The 15,804-nt window shown below is 73.6% G+C and carries 13 protein-coding genes and 1 rRNA gene; 6 read left to right on the top strand and 8 right to left on the bottom strand.

What is annotated here, in order from left to right:
• Positions 1 to 50: 50 nt before the first annotated feature.
• A complete protein-coding gene (locus ABZ810_RS34460; RefSeq protein ID WP_358410409.1) occupies positions 51 to 3,206 on the bottom strand; it encodes a hypothetical protein in 3,156 nt (1,051 codons plus the stop codon).
• 13 nt (positions 3,207 to 3,219) lie between these two features.
• Positions 3,220 to 3,990: a DUF3027 domain-containing protein gene (locus tag ABZ810_RS34455; protein WP_358410797.1), complete on the bottom strand. Its 771-nt coding sequence runs from the start codon at positions 3,988 to 3,990 to the stop codon at positions 3,220 to 3,222.
• Positions 3,991 to 4,358: 368 nt separating this feature from the next.
• Here ABZ810_RS34455 and ABZ810_RS34450 point away from each other — a divergent pair, with 368 nt between their 5' ends.
• On the top strand, positions 4,359 to 5,888 hold the full coding sequence (locus ABZ810_RS34450) for an MFS transporter (RefSeq protein ID WP_358410408.1): 1,530 nt from the start codon (positions 4,359 to 4,361) through the stop codon (positions 5,886 to 5,888).
• 68 nt (positions 5,889 to 5,956) lie between these two features.
• Here ABZ810_RS34450 and ABZ810_RS34445 read toward each other — a convergent pair whose 3' ends face one another.
• Together ABZ810_RS34445 and ABZ810_RS34440 are read right to left on the bottom strand one after the other, a co-directional pair.
• A complete protein-coding gene (locus ABZ810_RS34445; RefSeq protein WP_358410406.1) occupies positions 5,957 to 6,352 on the bottom strand; it encodes a cold-shock protein in 396 nt (131 codons plus the stop codon).
• A gap of 198 nt (positions 6,353 to 6,550) precedes the next feature.
• Positions 6,551 to 7,186, bottom strand: coding sequence for a haloacid dehalogenase-like hydrolase (locus tag ABZ810_RS34440; protein ID WP_358410405.1), 636 nt, complete (start codon positions 7,184 to 7,186; stop codon positions 6,551 to 6,553).
• 306 nt (positions 7,187 to 7,492) lie between these two features.
• Between ABZ810_RS34440 and ABZ810_RS34435 the strand changes: the two genes are divergently transcribed.
• Complete coding sequence (locus tag ABZ810_RS34435; protein ID WP_358410403.1) at positions 7,493 to 8,116, top strand: hypothetical protein; 624 nt, start codon at positions 7,493 to 7,495, stop codon at positions 8,114 to 8,116.
• A gap of 25 nt (positions 8,117 to 8,141) precedes the next feature.
• On the opposite strand, the gene ABZ810_RS34430 is transcribed toward ABZ810_RS34435, so the two are convergent.
• A complete protein-coding gene (locus ABZ810_RS34430; protein ID WP_358410402.1) occupies positions 8,142 to 8,603 on the bottom strand; it encodes a GNAT family N-acetyltransferase in 462 nt (153 codons plus the stop codon).
• A gap of 165 nt (positions 8,604 to 8,768) precedes the next feature.
• Between ABZ810_RS34430 and ABZ810_RS34425 the strand changes: the two genes are divergently transcribed.
• Complete coding sequence (locus ABZ810_RS34425) at positions 8,769 to 9,389, top strand: TetR/AcrR family transcriptional regulator (RefSeq protein ID WP_358410401.1); 621 nt, start codon at positions 8,769 to 8,771, stop codon at positions 9,387 to 9,389.
• Between the two features lie 102 nt (positions 9,390 to 9,491).
• Here ABZ810_RS34425 and ABZ810_RS34420 read toward each other — a convergent pair whose 3' ends face one another.
• Positions 9,492 to 10,058, bottom strand: coding sequence for a hypothetical protein (locus ABZ810_RS34420; protein ID WP_358410400.1), 567 nt, complete (start codon positions 10,056 to 10,058; stop codon positions 9,492 to 9,494).
• 102 nt (positions 10,059 to 10,160) lie between these two features.
• Between ABZ810_RS34420 and ABZ810_RS34415 the strand changes: the two genes are divergently transcribed.
• Positions 10,161 to 12,548 (top strand): helicase-associated domain-containing protein, encoded by a 2,388-nt coding sequence (locus tag ABZ810_RS34415; protein WP_358410398.1) that lies wholly within the window; start codon positions 10,161 to 10,163, stop codon positions 12,546 to 12,548.
• 66 nt (positions 12,549 to 12,614) lie between these two features.
• On the opposite strand, the gene ABZ810_RS34410 is transcribed toward ABZ810_RS34415, so the two are convergent.
• Entirely contained in the window at positions 12,615 to 13,052 is a 438-nt protein-coding gene (locus tag ABZ810_RS34410; RefSeq protein WP_358410397.1) for a pyridoxamine 5'-phosphate oxidase family protein, read from the bottom strand.
• 183 nt (positions 13,053 to 13,235) lie between these two features.
• Between ABZ810_RS34410 and ABZ810_RS34405 the strand changes: the two genes are divergently transcribed.
• Positions 13,236 to 13,658, top strand: coding sequence for a DUF4190 domain-containing protein (locus tag ABZ810_RS34405; protein ID WP_358410395.1), 423 nt, complete (start codon positions 13,236 to 13,238; stop codon positions 13,656 to 13,658).
• Between the two features lie 326 nt (positions 13,659 to 13,984).
• Positions 13,985 to 15,637: a DNA repair helicase XPB gene (locus ABZ810_RS34400; RefSeq protein WP_358410394.1), complete on the top strand. Its 1,653-nt coding sequence runs from the start codon at positions 13,985 to 13,987 to the stop codon at positions 15,635 to 15,637.
• A gap of 73 nt (positions 15,638 to 15,710) precedes the next feature.
• On the opposite strand, the gene rrf is transcribed toward ABZ810_RS34400, so the two are convergent.
• Positions 15,711 to 15,804: ribosomal RNA gene (gene rrf, locus ABZ810_RS34395) — 5S ribosomal RNA — on the bottom strand; the annotation flags it as partial.

The raw sequence follows: 15,804 nt of genomic DNA, 5'->3' as shown, positions 1-15,804 counted from the left end.
AGACAGACCCAGAGACGCGGGGCTAGAGGCGCAGTGCTGGAGACGCGGGGCTAGAGGTCGTCCTCGGCGAGGAGGGCGGGCAGCGCCTCCGGGTCGCGCAGGACGGCGTCCAGCAGCAGGCGGTCCTCCCAGTGCCCGGACGCCCAGGCCAGACCGCGCGCCAGCCCGCCCGGCGAGCTCGCGTGGATCTCGCCCTCCGCGTACCACCACGGCACCGGCTGCCCGTCCACGGCGAGCCGCTCGTGCGCCAGGTAGGTCTGCGGGGCGTCCGGCAGAACGGCCCGTACGGCCGCCGGGACCGGCTGCTTGTCGCCCGCCGTCTCGACCGTGCCGGGGACCTCCTCGCTCGCCAGTGGCAGGTCGAGGAGCTCGGCCAGGCGCTCGGCCCGCCCGTACGCCGCGATCACCAGCGGCTGGCCGGCGAGCAGCGGCAGCAGGTCGGGGCGGTCGAGGACCAGCGCGTCGGCGGCGTCGGCCGCCTCCACCACGCCGTCCACGACAGCGCGCACCCGTTCGGGCGGCCGGACGGTGAGGCCGTCGCGGTCGGCCAGCACGGTCCACAGTGCGCCGAGCCGATCCCGGGCGACCGTGCGGTGCGGGTCGCCCATGCGGTCCAGGAGTTCCTGCGCGCCGCCGGGCTCGTCGAGCAGGTCGTCCAGCGACGTGCGGACGCCGAGCGCCAGCAGCACCTCGCGGTCGAGCCCGAGGTCGGGCGGCACGGCCTCGTACAGCCCGGCCAGGGACTCGTCGCCGAGCCGCAGCTCACCCGGCCGCCGGCCGCCCAGCACCGGGTGGTGGCGCAGCCACCAGGCGGTGTACGAGGGGGCGGCCGCCCGCCTGCCGTCCTGCAAGGTCACGTGCGCGGGCTCGACGAGCGCCGCCCGCAGCGGCGGCACGGCGAGCAGCGGCAGCGCGGCGTCCCAGTCGGCGACGAGTTCGAGGTCCCGGACGGCCTGGAACTCGGGCACCAGCGGCGGCAGGTCCTGCGCCGGGAGCCGGTCGAGGACGTCGTCGGCCCACTCCTCCTCGCCGTCGAGGTCGAGGTCGAGGACCGTCAGGTCGACGTCCTCGGCCCGGGCCAGCGCGAACCCGTTGAGCACGCCCGCGGCTTCGAGGGTCTCGGGGCCCCACCGTTCGACCAGGTCGGCGGCCACCACGCCGAACGGCGCGTCGTCGTCGACGACGTCGCGCAGCGGGCTGTCGGGCAGCAGCAGTTCACCGGCCGGGTAGAGCTCGCCGTCGTCGGCCTCCAGCGCCAGCTCGGCCAGCCACGGCTCGGCGCCGGGGTCCAGGTGCGCCGCCGCGACGAGGCCCAGCACGGCGAGCGCGACGGGCCCGGGGTCGTCGGCGTCGAGCGACTCCTCGACGGCGGCGCGCACGCCCGGGTCGCCGAGGACGGCGCGCGGCCCGGCTTCGAGAGCGCCCAGCCGCAGCAACAGCGGATGCTCGGCCTCGGGATGGACGAACCGCAACCCCAGAACCTCAAGGTCGGCGGGTACGACCCCGTCCCTGGCGATCAGCAGCCCGCGCGGCCCGCGCACCATCCGGTCGGACGCCAGTGGCACCGGCAGGGCCCCCAGCGAGTCGGTCGGAGCCCCGGTGAACGCCTCGTACAACCCCCGCCACCAGCCGGGTTCCCGTTCAAGGCCCGCCAGCTCGTCCACGACGTCGGCAAGCTCCAGCCGCCGCACCCCGAGCGCCGCCAACCCCGGATGCCGAACCGGCCACCCCGAAGCCAGCAACCCGGGCACCACCACCCCACCCCGCTCGCCCCACCCCACATCCAGGCCAGCGCCCGGATCCGAGTCAGCACTCGTGCCCCAGCCCGCACCCGTTCCCAGACCTGCGTCCGCCACGCCCGCGTCCGCGCCCAGGTGCGCGCGGGCGCCTGTGCTCACACCCGCGTCCAAGCCCGTGCCTGCGCCTGGGCTGGTGCCGGCGCCTGCGAGGAGGGTGATGAGGGCGGCCGGGGCGTCGACCGCGACGGCGTCGCGGCCTCGCACCAGGCCTGCCGGGGTGGGCAGGAGCGGGGTCTCGGGCAGGCGCTCCAGGACGGCCCGGCGGAGGTCGGCGTCGAGGGCTCCGGCGGCGACGGGTCCGGGGACCAGGTCGAGCAGCGCGGGGTCGGCGGGAAGGTCCTTCAGCAGCTCGACGTAGGCCTCGGCGGCACGCTGGACCAGGAAGTCCGTGAGGGGGCCGGGCGCGACGTGGCGCCGGTCGGGGGCCAGCGGGAACGAGGCGATCAGCAGCGCGGGCAGGTCGAGGCGTTCGTCTCCCGGTGTCGGCGCGTGCAGCACGCGCGGAGCCTCGCCCGAGTCGGGCAGGGCCCACCGCACCTGCCAGAACGGCCGGGAGCGCTCCTCGGTCGGCCGGTCGGCCAGCAGCTCGGCGGGCACGTCGCCGTGGGCCTCGACCGTGCGCCAGCCCACGCCGTCGATCACGACCCGGCCGGGCGTGTGCTCGGCGGTGACCTCCCGCGGCCCGGCGCCGTCGACGTCGATCTCGACCGCCGCGAGGGCGGGCAGGGCGAGCATGAGGGCCGGGCCCACCTGGTCGAGCTGCCGCCGGACGAGCCCTTCGGCCTCGGCGTCGCGCAGCGGCAGCCGGACGATCGTCGTGAAGCCCTCCGGAGGGCGCGGCGGAGCGTCCGCGGCGAAGGGCAGCCGCAGCACCGGCACGTGCCCGTCGCGGCGGCCGAGCTCCTCGGCCAGCGCGGGGATGCGGGCCGCGAGGTCGCGCGTCCTGGCGGCGTCCCACTCCACGCCCGCCGACGCCGTCGCGATGGCGGGCCGGTCGCTCACCGCCACCACCGCGGCGAACCCGACGCCGAAACGGCCTGCCGCGCCGGCGTCGTCGCGTTTGGCCGAGGCCCGGAGCGTCGACAGGGCCTCGACCCCGGCGGCGTCCAGGGCGTCGCCGGTGTTGGACGCGGTGAGGACGCCACCGGCCAGCGTCAGCCGCAGCCGTCCGGGCACGCCCGCGCGCAGGGCGGCGTCGGCGGCGTTCTGGGCCAGCTCGACGACGACCCGGTCGCGGTAGCCGCCGAGGGCGTAGTCCTCCTCGGCGTTGGCGTCCTCGCGGAACCGTGCGGGCGACTCGGCCCAGGCGCGCAGCACCCGGCTCCGGATCGCCTCCGTACCGAACGGGTCGGTCCTGAACGGGTCCGTGCCGGACGGGTCGGACGGGTCGGGTGGCGCTTCAGTCACCGGTGCCTCCGGATCAGCTGTGTCCGAGCGCCTCTTCCGCCTCGGCGTCCGCCAGGGCGGCGCCGGCCGGGACGATGTCGTAGCCCAGCTCGTCGATCACGGGCGGGTTGTGCTCGGACGCCGCGGGCAGGTTGACCGCCTCGGAATGCGCGCCGCACCCGTGGTCGGCGGACACGGCCCGGCCGTCGTCGGGCGCGTACTCGTTCGCGCACACCCCGAAGACCTGGCGCAGCTCGCCCCCGAGCGGCACGTAGAACCCGCAGGTCGAGCACTGCGCCGGGGCGGAGGTGGCGATCGGGGCGCGCGGGCCCGCCGCGCCGTCGTACCAGCGGCTCGCCGCCTCGTCGCGGCCTTCCTGCGACAACACGCGCACCCGGCCGAGCCCGAGCTCCCACTGCATCTCGGTGTCGGTCGCGTCGCTGACCTGCGTGAAGCCGGGCGCCAGCCGGATGTCGTCCGGGGCGGTCGGCAGCAGGTCGCCCGGCCCCAGGTCGCCGGGGCGCAGCCGTTCGAGCCACGGCACCCACGGCGGCGCGAGCAGGGCGTCGTCGCCGGGCAGCAGGACGCACTCGTCCACAGTGACGATCTTGGCGCGCGAGGCCCGGGTCACCGTGACGGCCCAGCGCCAGCCCCGGTAGGCGGCGTCCAGGCAGTCGAAGTAGTGCGTGACCACCCGATCGCCATCGGCTCGTACGCCCAGATGCTCGCCGACGGGGGTCGGCGACGCGGTCTCCGCCGCGGCCTGACGAGCAAGATCGACGGCCTCGGCGCAGGCCGCGTCCACGGCCGGCGGACGGGCTCGCCGGACGGCGCCCGTGGCGGTGCGCACCGCGGGGGAAGCCGTGGAGGAAGTGGACGAACGCGCGGAGCTGGGCTGACGGAGTGGGCTCACATCCCAATTCTCGCTCATGGAATGGCGTGGCCGAGCACCACACCGGCCACAGCGTCCACCCGGTGGCACCCAAGTCAGCTGCGAACACCCGTAGATCACTGGCTTTCCGGGCCGGTGAACCCGGTTGACCCCGGCGAACGTGACCGGAAACAACGGCGGTGACCAGGTCCGGATCCGGTCGCGAAGGGTGAAGATGGTTCGAGGCGCCCAGGCGGAGCAGAAAGATCCAGGCGCGGAACGAAAGGGCACGAGGCGACGGCATGGGAATCCGGGAAGGCGTGCGCACCGGCGCCCGCGGCGCGAGCCGCGCGGCACGCCGGGTGGGCGGCGCGGCCCGGCGCACCGGCCGGCTCACCCGCCGCGCCACGCACGCCCACGGCGCCGGGCGCAGCGGCCTCGGCAGCCTGATCGAGGCGGCCGCGGTCAACTCGACCGGCGACGCGCTGGTGGCCGTGGCGCTGGCGGGCACGTTGTTCTTCGGCCTGGACGTCACCCAGGCGCGCGGCCAGGTGGCCCTCTACCTGCTGGTCACGATGGCCCCGTTCGCCCTCGTCGCGCCGCTGATCGGCCCGGCGCTGGACCGGATGCGGCACGCCCGGCGGTACGCCATCGCGGGCACCTTCGTGGCCCGGGGGCTGCTGTGCTGGGGCATGGCCGGGGCGGTCTCGAACGACGACGTGGTGACCTTCCTGCCCGCCGCGTTCGGCGTGCTGGTGTTGTCCAAGGCGTTCGGCGTGCTGCGGTCGGCCGTCACGCCCCGGGTCCTGCCGGACCAGATCACCCTGGTCACGGCCAACGCGCGCACCTCGTTCGCCGGCCTCATCGCCGCCTCGATCGCCGCCCCGATCGCGGCCGGCCTGTCGGTGCTCATCGGTCCGGCCTGGGTGCTGCGCATCGCGATGCTGGTCTTCCTGTGCGGCGTGATCTTCAGCATGCGCCTGCCGGGCCATGTCGACGCCCCCGAGACCGACCCTGAACCCGGCTCGGTTCCGGGCTCAGCGGCCGGTTCAGAGCCCGCCACGGCCGTCTCCGCCTCGCCCGGGCCGGACGCGGGGCCGGACGCGGGGCCGGACGCGGGGCCGGACGCGGGGCCGGACGCCGCCGGCGCGGGCGGGTCCTCCTCCCCCGCCGGACGGGCGGACGGGCGGACGGGCCGCCGCCGCTGGCGGACCCTGCCCCGCGTGGGCCCGGTGGTGGCCGAGGCGATGGAGGCGAACGCGATCCTGCGGGCGTTCTCCGGGTTCCTGATCCTCTACCTGGCGTTCCTGCTGAAGGAGGAACGGTTCGACACGGTCTCGGCGAACGTGGCGCTCGGCCTGCTGGCGGCGGCCGCCGGAGCGGGCGGCCTCGCCGGCACGGCCCTCGGCGCCTGGATGAAGGCGCGGGCCCCGCGGATCATCGTCTTCGCGACCCTGGCGTTCGTCATTGCCGTGACCGCCGTCAGCGCGCTCTTCTTCGGCCTGTGGGCGGCGCTCGCGGTCGCCCTGGCCGCCGGCCTGGGCCAGTCGCTCGGCAAGCTCTCGCTGGACGCCGTGGTGCAGCGCGAGATCGGCGAGGAGGTGCGGTCGTCCACGCTGGCCGTCTCCGAGACCCTGCACCAGCTGGTCTGGGTGCTCGGCGGCCTGGTGGGCCTGGGCATGTCGATCGTCGCGGACGGGCGGCTCGCGCTGGCGATCGTGGCGGGCACGCTGGCCCTGGCGTTCGGCGCGCTCCTCGCTCGCCGCGCGGGCCCGCGCCGTGTCCGCGCCCGCAGCGCCAAGCTCGACGACAGCCCGACCCCCGCCCGCTGACCCCCAGGCCCGGAAAGCGAACCGCCCGCCTCAGATCCTGCGGAGGCGGGCGGAGGGGCCGGGCCGGGTCACGGGTGCAGGTCGTCGGCGACGGCGCGGAGCACCGTGGCGATCTTCTTCGCCTCGGCCGGGGCCGGGTGCTTGCCGCGACGGTAGGTGTTGGAGATGCCGTCCAGCAGCTTGATGAGATCCTCGGTGATCATCACCATCTCGTCGGGCTTCTTGCGGCGGGCCTTGGCGACCGCCTTCTCCACCGACGGGAGGGTGTCGAGCACGCGCACCTGAAGCGCCTGCTGGCCGCGGCGTCCCTCGACCACGCCGAACTCGACGCGCTGGCCGGGCTTGAGCGCGGCGACGCCGCCGGGCAGCGCGGAGGAGTGTACGAAGACCTCACCGCCGTCCTCGCGGGTGAGGAAGCCGAATCCCTTGTCGGCGTCGTACCACTTGACCTTGCCAGTGGGCACGGGGGACCTCGTTCGATCTCGTCCTGAATTGGCCCCAAGATTAGCGCCCGGCCGCGGGCCGGTGAACACGCGAGCGACGGCTGGAGACCGCTGCGAGCCAACGGACAGAAGCTACATCCGTTCGACCGGCGCGGCATCTGGATATTCGGCCTCCGTGGCCCCGCGGACCCGTTCCGCACGGAGGCCACTTTCGGCCGATCAGCCGGGTGGCCGGAAGCCTTCGAGCCACCCCGGGAAGGACAGCAGGTCGTCCAGGACCACGTCCGCGCCGTACGCGGTGAGGGCGTCGCTATCGAACGGCCCGGTGGCCACCCCGACGGCGACCGCCGCGGCCGCCCGCGCCGCGTCCACGTCGCCGGTGTGGTCGCCCACGTACGCCCCGGCCCCGAACCGCCGCAGCGCCACGCCCTTCTCGGCACCGAAGACGCCGCCCACGACCTCGTCCACGGCCAGCCCGAGGAAGCGCACCGTGCGCTCGGTGTCGCGCTGGTTCTTGCCCGAGACCACGATGGTCCGCCCGCCCCCGGCCAGGACCGCCTCGATCGCGGCGGCCGCGCCCGGCATCAGGAGGGTCGCGGGGACGGCGATCTCGGGGTAGATGGCCCGGTAACGATCGGCCATCTCGGCGATGGCGTCCGGCGGGAACCAGTAACCGAGCTCGACTTCCAGAGGAGGCCCGATGCGGGTCGCGACCAGCGTGCTGTCGATCGGGACGCCGGTCTCGGCGGAGAGCGCGTCGTAGACGGCGCAGATGCCCGCGCGAGTGTCCGCGAGCGTCAGGTCGAGGTCGAAGCCGACACGTACCGACGAATCAATCGAATCCAGGTCCAACACGTCCCACAGGGTAAAGGGATGGGTATGACGGCCGAACCGGGTGGCACCCTATCCACGATCAAGGACGTGACCTGCGCACACACCCGCGCCCCCCTGGTAGTGGCGATGCGACGGGATCCGAGTAGGAGGGCGCGGGAGTCTGTGCGCTTACTTATGTACCGACCAGAACTGGTTGGCCTGATCGTCCGAAACAGCGTTTCGTGATCCGGATATACCCGCCTCCGTGCCCGCAAACCGTGCTACCAGGAAAAACACCCGACTCAACTCAAGAAGCCCATCCCCGCTCCCGACCGAAAAGGAGGCGTCATGGCGGAGAACCCACCTCCGGAAAAGGGGTCCGGCCAGGCCCCCGACACCCCACCCCCGGGAGAGACGAAGGTCGCCGGCGGCACGCCGGCCGCGCGCGGGGCCGGCGGCACGCCTGCCCCGCGCGCGCCGTCCGACGATCCGGCCGGCCCGCCCCCGAACCCGCCGCCCACCTCGGGCTCAGGTTCGGGCTCGGGCTCGAACTTCGGCGGGCGCATCCCCCCGGACCCCGGAACGACCTGGGTGAGCGGCGGGACCTCCGCGACCACCACGGGCCCCCGTTCGAGCGGCGGTGAGCCCGCGCGGCACCGGCGGCCCGGCGAGACCATGAACGGCGTACGGCACCGGGTCGTGAACGCGGTGGCGTGGGTGATCTCGCTGGTCACCACGGTGCTCGTGCTCGTCCTGGCCGTGCACATCGTCTTCGTGGCGTTCGAGGCGAACACGGCGAACGAGCTCGTCAAGACCGTGGGCGAATGGGCGAACGACCTCGCCTGGCAGTTCAAGGACGTCTTCCAACCCGCGAACCCCAAGTGGGAGGTCGCGGTCAACTACGGCCTCGCCGCCCTGGTCTACCTGGTGATCGGGAGGATCGTGGTGTCCCTGGTCCGCCGCCTCGGCTGAGCGGCGCGGCCGGGGTCCAGGCGCGTCAGCGGAGTTCGCGTCCCGGGAATCGGACGGTTTCGAACGGCCAAGCCGTGATCGCCCATTCCCGGACGAACTCGTCCAGTTCCTTCTCCAGGGTGGGGTCGTCCTGGTCGGAGCGCACCCAGAAGACGACGACGGCGTCCGCGTCCGGCTCGTCCGACGGCGCGACGTGGATGCGGCCCAGCTGGCGCTCCTCGTCCGGCGTGGTCACCACGTAGCTGAACGAGCGGCGCAGCTGGCCCTCCTTCTGCAGCCAGGCCACGTCGATCAGGGCCTGCTCGAAGGTGAACTCCGGCGCAGGCCAGCCCCACTCGGGTCCGAACTGGTCACGGAGCCGGTCCAGGCTTCCCACGATCGCGCCGTAGTCCTTGACCACGTCGTGCACGGTGATGGGACGGATCCGGAACCGGAGCCCGGCGACCAGGGTGGGGATCACGAAGTCCTCGGGGAGGAATTCAGGCATCGTCGACCCTTCCGGCAACGCCCCTACGGCGACAGGGCGCGGAGCAACGAACTCTAGTCGCCGTTCTGCCGGTGCGAGACAGATCACGAATTCGGACGTGCCTCGCGCGGAGCACGGACACCTGCTCGAACATGCCTTAGTGTTCTTGCGGAGGAACTACAGAACATGACGACTTCAACGCGCGAGCGGATCGTGGCCGAGTCGCTCCGGCTGTTCGCCGATCGGGGCTACGCCGCGACGTCGGTCGCGGAGATCGAGGCCGCCGCCGGCCTGTCCCCCGGCGCGGGCGGCCTCTATCGCCACTTCCGGTCCAAGGAAGAGGTGCTCGCGTCGGCGATCCGCGAGCACATCGACCGCACCCGCCAGCAGGTCAGCGAAGTGCTGCAGCAGGCCACCACCTACGAGGACCGGCCCCTGGAGATCCGTCTCAAGATGACCTGCCAGGCCGGCCTGGCCAAGATGCGCGAGGAACAGGACCTGATCAGGGTGCTCTTCCGCGACCTCGACCAGTTCCCCAACCTCGTGGCGGAGATGCGCGAGGGCATCGTCAACCCGCTCTACGACAGCATCGCGACCTGGCTGGCCGCGCAGCCGGAGTTCGAGCACGTCGACGAGGACTGGCCGGCGATCGCGTCCATCCTGGGCGGCGCCGTCGTCAACTACTGGCTGGCGAACGAGTCGATGTACGAGCCTCCCACCCGCATAGACGAGAAGCGGTTCGTGGCGAGCTGGGCCCGGCTCGGCCTCGGCTTGGTCACCATCGAGAAGTCCGCGTCCGCCACCTGACGCGCCACCTGACGCGCCACCTGACGCGCCACCTGACGCGCCGGCCGACGCATTCACGGCGGATCGCCGGTCGGGCGGCCCGTGCGGGGGTGCGGCGACAGGTCAGTCGGTGGTGCGGCGGCGGCGGAAGGACGAGCGCAGGCCGCCACGGACGGCCGCGACGAGGCGGGTGAGCGGGCCCAGGCGGTCGCGGACACCGCCGCGCCGCTCCCGGCGCAGGCGCACCGCTCCCGAAGGGCTCCAGGTGAAACGTCGTGTGGTCCGGCCACCGCCCCGAACGGTCCGTACCGGCGCGCGGGGCTTGCCGGAGCGCGGCCGACGGGCGGAACGCTGGGCTGAACGCCGGGGACGTTCGGCATCCTCCCCGCGCTCCTCGTCCGCCTTCTCGACGTCCCGTACCTGGCCGTCGCCCGAAGCCGCCGCGGACGTCTTGGCGCGGGCCTCGTCCAGCCGCCGGCGCTCCCTCGCCACCAGGAACTTCGGGTCGCCGAACCGGGCCAGCACCTGCCTGACCCGCCGCGGATCGTCGCTGCCCGCGCGGTGCTCCTCGATCCGGCGCCGCAGCCGATCGCAGAAGTCCAGCCGTTCCCGGGAGCTCAGCTCCCCGTGCGCGGCGTCGGCCACCCTGCCGAGGTATTCAAGGATCAGCTGCTCGGCCACCTCGCTCATAGCGCCACCTCGATCCGGCAGTGCGCCCGGGAAGGCCCCCGCCCTCCTACGCTGATAGTGCCCGTCCGAGCACCGGGCACGCCACATTAAGTTTGGAGCGGCATGGAAACGTACGCGGACTGGCTGCGCGCACGCGACGACGAGGAGTTGCGTGCGCTGCTGTCCGCTCGGCCGGAACTGGTCGCGCCCGTGCCCGCCGACCTCACCGCCCTGGCCGCGCGCGCCGCGACTCCGGCCGCCGTCTCCCGCGCCCTCGACCGGCTGGACCGGTTCTCGCTGGCGGTGCTGGAGGCGCTGCTGGTGCTGTCCGCGCCGTTCCAGCCGGCGCCCGGCCCCGGCGCGCTGCCCGCCACGCTCGGCGCCTCACCGCAGGACGTCGCCGGGGCGCTCGCCCGCCTGAAGCGGCACGGGCTGGCCTGGGGCGAGGACACGATGACGCCCGCGCCCGGCGTCCGGCAGGCGGTGCCCCACCCGGCCGGGCTCGGCCCGTCCGTCCAGGAGGTCTTCGCCGGCTACCCGGTCGACCGCCTGACCGCGCTGGTCACCGACCTCGACGGCGCCGAGCCGCGCGGGTTCGCGGACGTCGCCCGGCTCCTGCAGCGGCTCGCGGAGATCCTCACCACACCCGAGGCGCTGATCGCGGACGCCGGTCCCGAGGCCCGCGCCGCGCTCGAACAGCTCACCTGGGGGCCGCCTGTCGGCCGCGTCACCGACGCCCGCCGGCCGGTGCGGGTCAAGACCGCGGAGACCCCGATCGAACGCCTGCTGGCCCGCGGCCTGCTCGCCGCCGAGGACGACCGTACGGTCACGCTTCCCCGCGAAGTGGCCCTCCACCTGCGCGGCGGCGTGCTGTTCCGCGATGTCAGCGCCCAGCCGCCGCCCCTCGGCGGCTTCGGCGGCCGGGCGCCCGGCGGCGCCGACATGGTCGTCCGGGCCGCCGCGGGCGAGGCGTTCACGACCGTGCGGCTGATCGAGGAGCTCCTCGAACGCTGGGGCGTCGACCCGCCGGCCGTCCTGCGCAGCGGCGGCCTGGCCGTCCGCGACCTGCGGGCCGCCGCCGGGCTGCTGGACGTCGAGGAGTGGCACGCGGCCCTCCTCGTCGAGGTGGCGTTCGCCGCCGGGCTGCTGACCCGCAGCGGCGACCTCGACGGCGAATGGCTGCCGACCCCGGCGTACGACCTGTGGCTGCTGCGCGACATCGCCGGCCGCTGGAGCGAGGTCGCCCGCGGCTGGCTGCGCACCGACCGTGTCGCGGGCCTGGCCGGCGAACGCGACGACCGCGACCGGCTGATCAACGCGCTGAGCGAGGGCATGGTCCGCGGCGGGGCACCGGCCGTCCGGCGCACGACGCTGGAGATCCTGGCCGAGGCGCCCGGCGAGGCGCCCGACGCCGACGCCGTCCGCACCCGGATGACGTGGCTGCACCCGCGCCGCTCCGGGCAGCTCCGCGACCGGCTGGTCGGCTGGACGCTGCGCGAGGCCGCGGCGCTCGGCCTCACCGGCTTCGGCCGCATCGTCCCCTACGCCCGCGACCTGGTCGACGGCGGCGACCCGGAGCCGCGGCTGGAGAAGTACCTGCCGACGCCCGTCGACGAGATCCTCATCCAGGCCGACCTCACCGCCGTCGCGCCCGGCCCGCTGGTCACCGACCTCGCCCGCGAGCTCGCTCTCAGCGCCGACGTCGAGTCGACCGGCGGCGCCACGGTCTACCGGTTCACGCCCGAGTCCGTACGCCGCGCGCTGGACGCGGGCCGCACCGGCGCCGACCTGGTCGACCTGCTGGCGCGCCACTCCGCGACGCCGCTGCCGCAGCCGCTCACGTACCTGATCGAGGACGTGGCCCGGCGCCACGGCCACCTGCGCGTCGGCAGCCTCTCCTCGTACGTGCGCACCGACTCGCCCGCCACCCTCGACGAGATCCTCGCCGACCGCCGTTCGGGCACGCTCCGGCTCTTCCGGCTGGCCCCCACGGTGCTGGCCTCCGCCCTGCCGCGCCAGGAGCTGATCGACGCGCTGCGCGCGATGGGCCTGGCCCCGGTGGCCGAGGCGCCCGGCGGCGGCGTGATCGTCACCCGCCCGGACGCGCACCGCGCCGAGCCGCTCCCCAGCACCGAGATCGTCCGCCTGCGCCCCGACGAGGCCGCCGACTCCGCCATGATCGGCGCGGCCGTCCGGGCGCTCCGGGCGGGCGACGAGGCCACCCGGCACGGCGCCGAACAGGCCCGGCTGCGTGCCGAGACCCCCGCGGGCGAACCGCCCCGTTCACCCTCCATGGCGACCATCGAACTGCTCCGCGACGCCGTCGCCCGCGGGGCCCGCATGTGGATCGGCTACCTGGACCAGCAGGGCCAGGCGTCCAGCCGCATCGTCGAGCCCGTACGGGTGGAGGGCGGTTTCCTCACCGGCTACGACGCCACCAGGGCGGCCGTCCAGCGTTTCGCCCTCCACCGCATCACCGGCGTCGCCGAGGTCGACACCCCCGACAGGTGACCCCCGTACGCCGACCGGCGAGGGGGCGCAGCGGGCGGCTCGGCGGGCGGCTCGGCGGGCGGGCACCTATCCCGTCTGCTTGCCGTAGTCGCGGGTGAGCCAGCGTTCCGGCCGGATGTGGACGATCACCATCGTGTGCGCGACGTCCTTGGTGGACTCGAGATACGCGGCACCGCCCTCGGCGCCGAGGTACCGCTCGGCCAGGGCCCGGCGCTCATCGGGGTGGGCCTGCCGGACGGAGGTCACCTCCCCCTCCACGGACACGTACCCGTACGGCATCTCCTCGTTCTGCACCACCAGGCTCACCCGGCCCGCCTCGCGGATCAGCCGCATCTTGCGGCTGTCCTGGCCGGTCGCGAAGGTGATCTCCCCGCCCGGCTCGTAGAGGTACCAGACCGGCATCGCCAGTGGCGCGCGGCCGTCCTCGCCCGCGACGCTCAGGATCCCGACGTGAAGATCGGCCAGGAACCGCTCCCGCTCCGCCGCGGTCATCACCAAAGTCATGATCGAATTCCCCTCTGGTCTGCGTGCATCGTGATCAAGAATGCCCGGGACCGGCCACCAGGTACCAGGAACCAACAGATAGCCTCCTCAGTCCAATGAATTGAGACACTGGGCGGGTAGCGTGCGATCCAGCGGGGACGCACGCCGGCGCGACCCGGTCCTTTCGGGGCGAGGAGGCTGCCCATGAGCGGCTACGGAGGCCAACCGCCGGGTGGTTGGAACGACCCGTACGGGCAGAATCCGTACGGGCAGGGCGGCGGTGCGGGCAAGGCCGGCTGGGACCCGTACGGCCAGTACGGCCAGAGCTCCTACGGGTACGGGCCGCCCGGGGTCTCGGCGCCGCCCGTCAGCGAAGGCAACGCCATCGCGGCGCTGGTGTGCAACATCCTCGTGACGCTCTTCTGCTGCGGCATCTTCGGCATCGCGGGCATCGTCACGTCCGCCATGGCCATGTCGCGCGTCCGCACCGACCCGGTCTCGGCGCGCAAGCTGACCACGTGGAGCTGGGTCATCTTCGGCGTCTCGCTGGTGATCGGCCTGATCATCATCATCCTCTACATCGTGCTGATCGTGGCGGCCGAGTCCTCGGGCAGCGGCAACATCTGATCCGCACGCGGCCCCGGGACCTCCGCCGGGGCGCCCGAAGGCGGGCCGGATGCCACCGTTCAGGGAGAAGCCGCCGTCTCCGGGAAGAAGCGGGCCGCGCTCAGGAAGAAAAGCCCGCCGCGGACCGTTGAACCGACCGTTCATCACCGCGTCATCACCGCGTCTCGCCGCGCCCCGGTTCATGCACGCCGCCTCGGCGGGTGTGCGCCGAGACCCGCCTGGTGGGCGCCGTGCTCGGGTACCGTGCAGCAGGCGCCTCGCGACGCGGGCGGCCGGACGTCGTCCACGGCGCCCATGATCATCAGTTCTGACGGGGGTTCCCACCTGTGACCGACGGTCCGCTCATCGTCCAGTCCGACAAGACCCTGCTGCTCGAGGTCGACCACGAGCTGGCCGGCGCCTGCCGCAAGGAGATCGCCCCGTTCGCCGAGCTCGAGCGGGCGCCCGAGCACATCCACACCTACCGCGTGACGCCGCTGGCGCTCTGGAACGCCCGCGCGGCCGGGCACGACGCCGAGCAGGTCGTCGACACGCTGCTGAAGTACTCCCGCTACCCCGTCCCCCACGCGCTGCTGGTCGACGTGGCCGACACGATGGCGCGGTACGGGCGGCTGCGGCTGGAGAAGCACCCCACCTTCGGCCTCGTGCTGTCGTCCATCGACCGTTCGGTCCTCGAAGAGGTCCTGCGCGCCAAGAAGATCAAGGGGATGATCGGCGACCGGGTCGGCGAGGACACCGTCGTGGTCCACCCGAGCGAGCGCGGCTCGCTCAAGCAGGCGCTGCTCAAGCTGGGCTGGCCCGCCGAGGACATGGCCGGGTACGTGGACGGTGAGGCGCACTCGATCGACCTGCACGAGGAGGGCTGGGCGCTCCGCTCGTACCAGAGCGAGGCCGCCGAGGCCTTCTGGCACGGCGGCTCGGGCGTCGTCGTCCTGCCCTGCGGCGCGGGCAAGACCATCGTCGGCGCCGCCGCCATGGCTCAGGCCCGGGCGACCACCCTGATCCTCGTCACCAACACCGTCTCCGCGCACCAGTGGAAGCAGGAGCTGATCAAGCGGACCTCGCTGACCGAGGACGAGATCGGCGAGTACACCGGCACGAAGAAGGAGATCCGGCCGGTCACGATCGCGACGTACCAGATCATGACCCACCGCCGGAAGGGCGTCTACACGCACCTGGAGCTCTTCGACGCGCGCGACTGGGGCCTGGTCGTCTACGACGAGGTGCACCTGCTGCCCGCCCCGATCTTCCGCATGACCGCGGACCTCCAGGCCCGGCGCAGGCTCGGCCTCACCGCGACGCTCGTCCGCGAGGACGGCCGCGAGGGCGACGTCTTCTCGCTCATCGGGCCCAAGCGCTACGACGCGCCCTGGAAGGACATGGAGTCGCAGGGCTGGATCGCGCCGGCCGACTGCGTCGAGGTCCGGGTGACGCTCACCGACTCCGAACGCCTCGCGTACGCGACCGCCGAGCCGGAGGAGCGTTACCGGTTCTGTGCGACGACCGACACCAAGACCAAGCTCGTCCAGGCGCTCGTCGAACGGCACCGGGGCGAGCAGACCCTGGTGATCGGCCAGTACATCGACCAGCTCGACGAGCTGGGCGAACTCCTGGACGCGCCCGTCATCAAGGGCGAGACCCGGGTACGCGAGCGCGAACGCCTCTTCGACGCCTTCCGCTCCGGCGAGATCGACGTCCTGGTGGTGTCGAAGGTCGCCAACTTCTCCATCGACCTGCCCGAGGCCACGGTCGCCGTCCAGGTTTCCGGGGCCTACGGATCACGCCAGGAGGAGGCCCAGCGTCTGGGCCGGCTCCTGCGGCCGAAGGCGTCCGGGCGGGGAGCCCGCTTCTACGCCGTGGTCGCCCGCGACACCCTCGACCAGGACTACGCCGCCCACCGGCAGCGCTTCCTCGCCGAACAGGGCTACGCGTACCGCATCGTCGACGCCGACGCCGTCCTGGCGGGCGACGACATCTGACCATCTGCCATCTGATCGGCACCAAACAAGAAAGGCCCCGCCATTTCTGGCGGGGCCTTTCCCCTAATAAAGTGTCCGGCGGTGTCCTACTCTCCCACACAGTCTCCCGTGCAGTACCATCGGCGCTGAAGGGCTTAACTTCCGGGTTCGGGATGGGACCGGGTGTT

The organism is Spirillospora sp. NPDC047279 (assembly GCF_040643285.1).
Taxonomy (GTDB): domain Bacteria; phylum Actinomycetota; class Actinomycetes; order Streptosporangiales; family Streptosporangiaceae; genus Spirillospora.
Note: the sequence above shows the minus strand (reverse complement) of the source record. Positions and strands in the feature narration are given on the sequence as shown.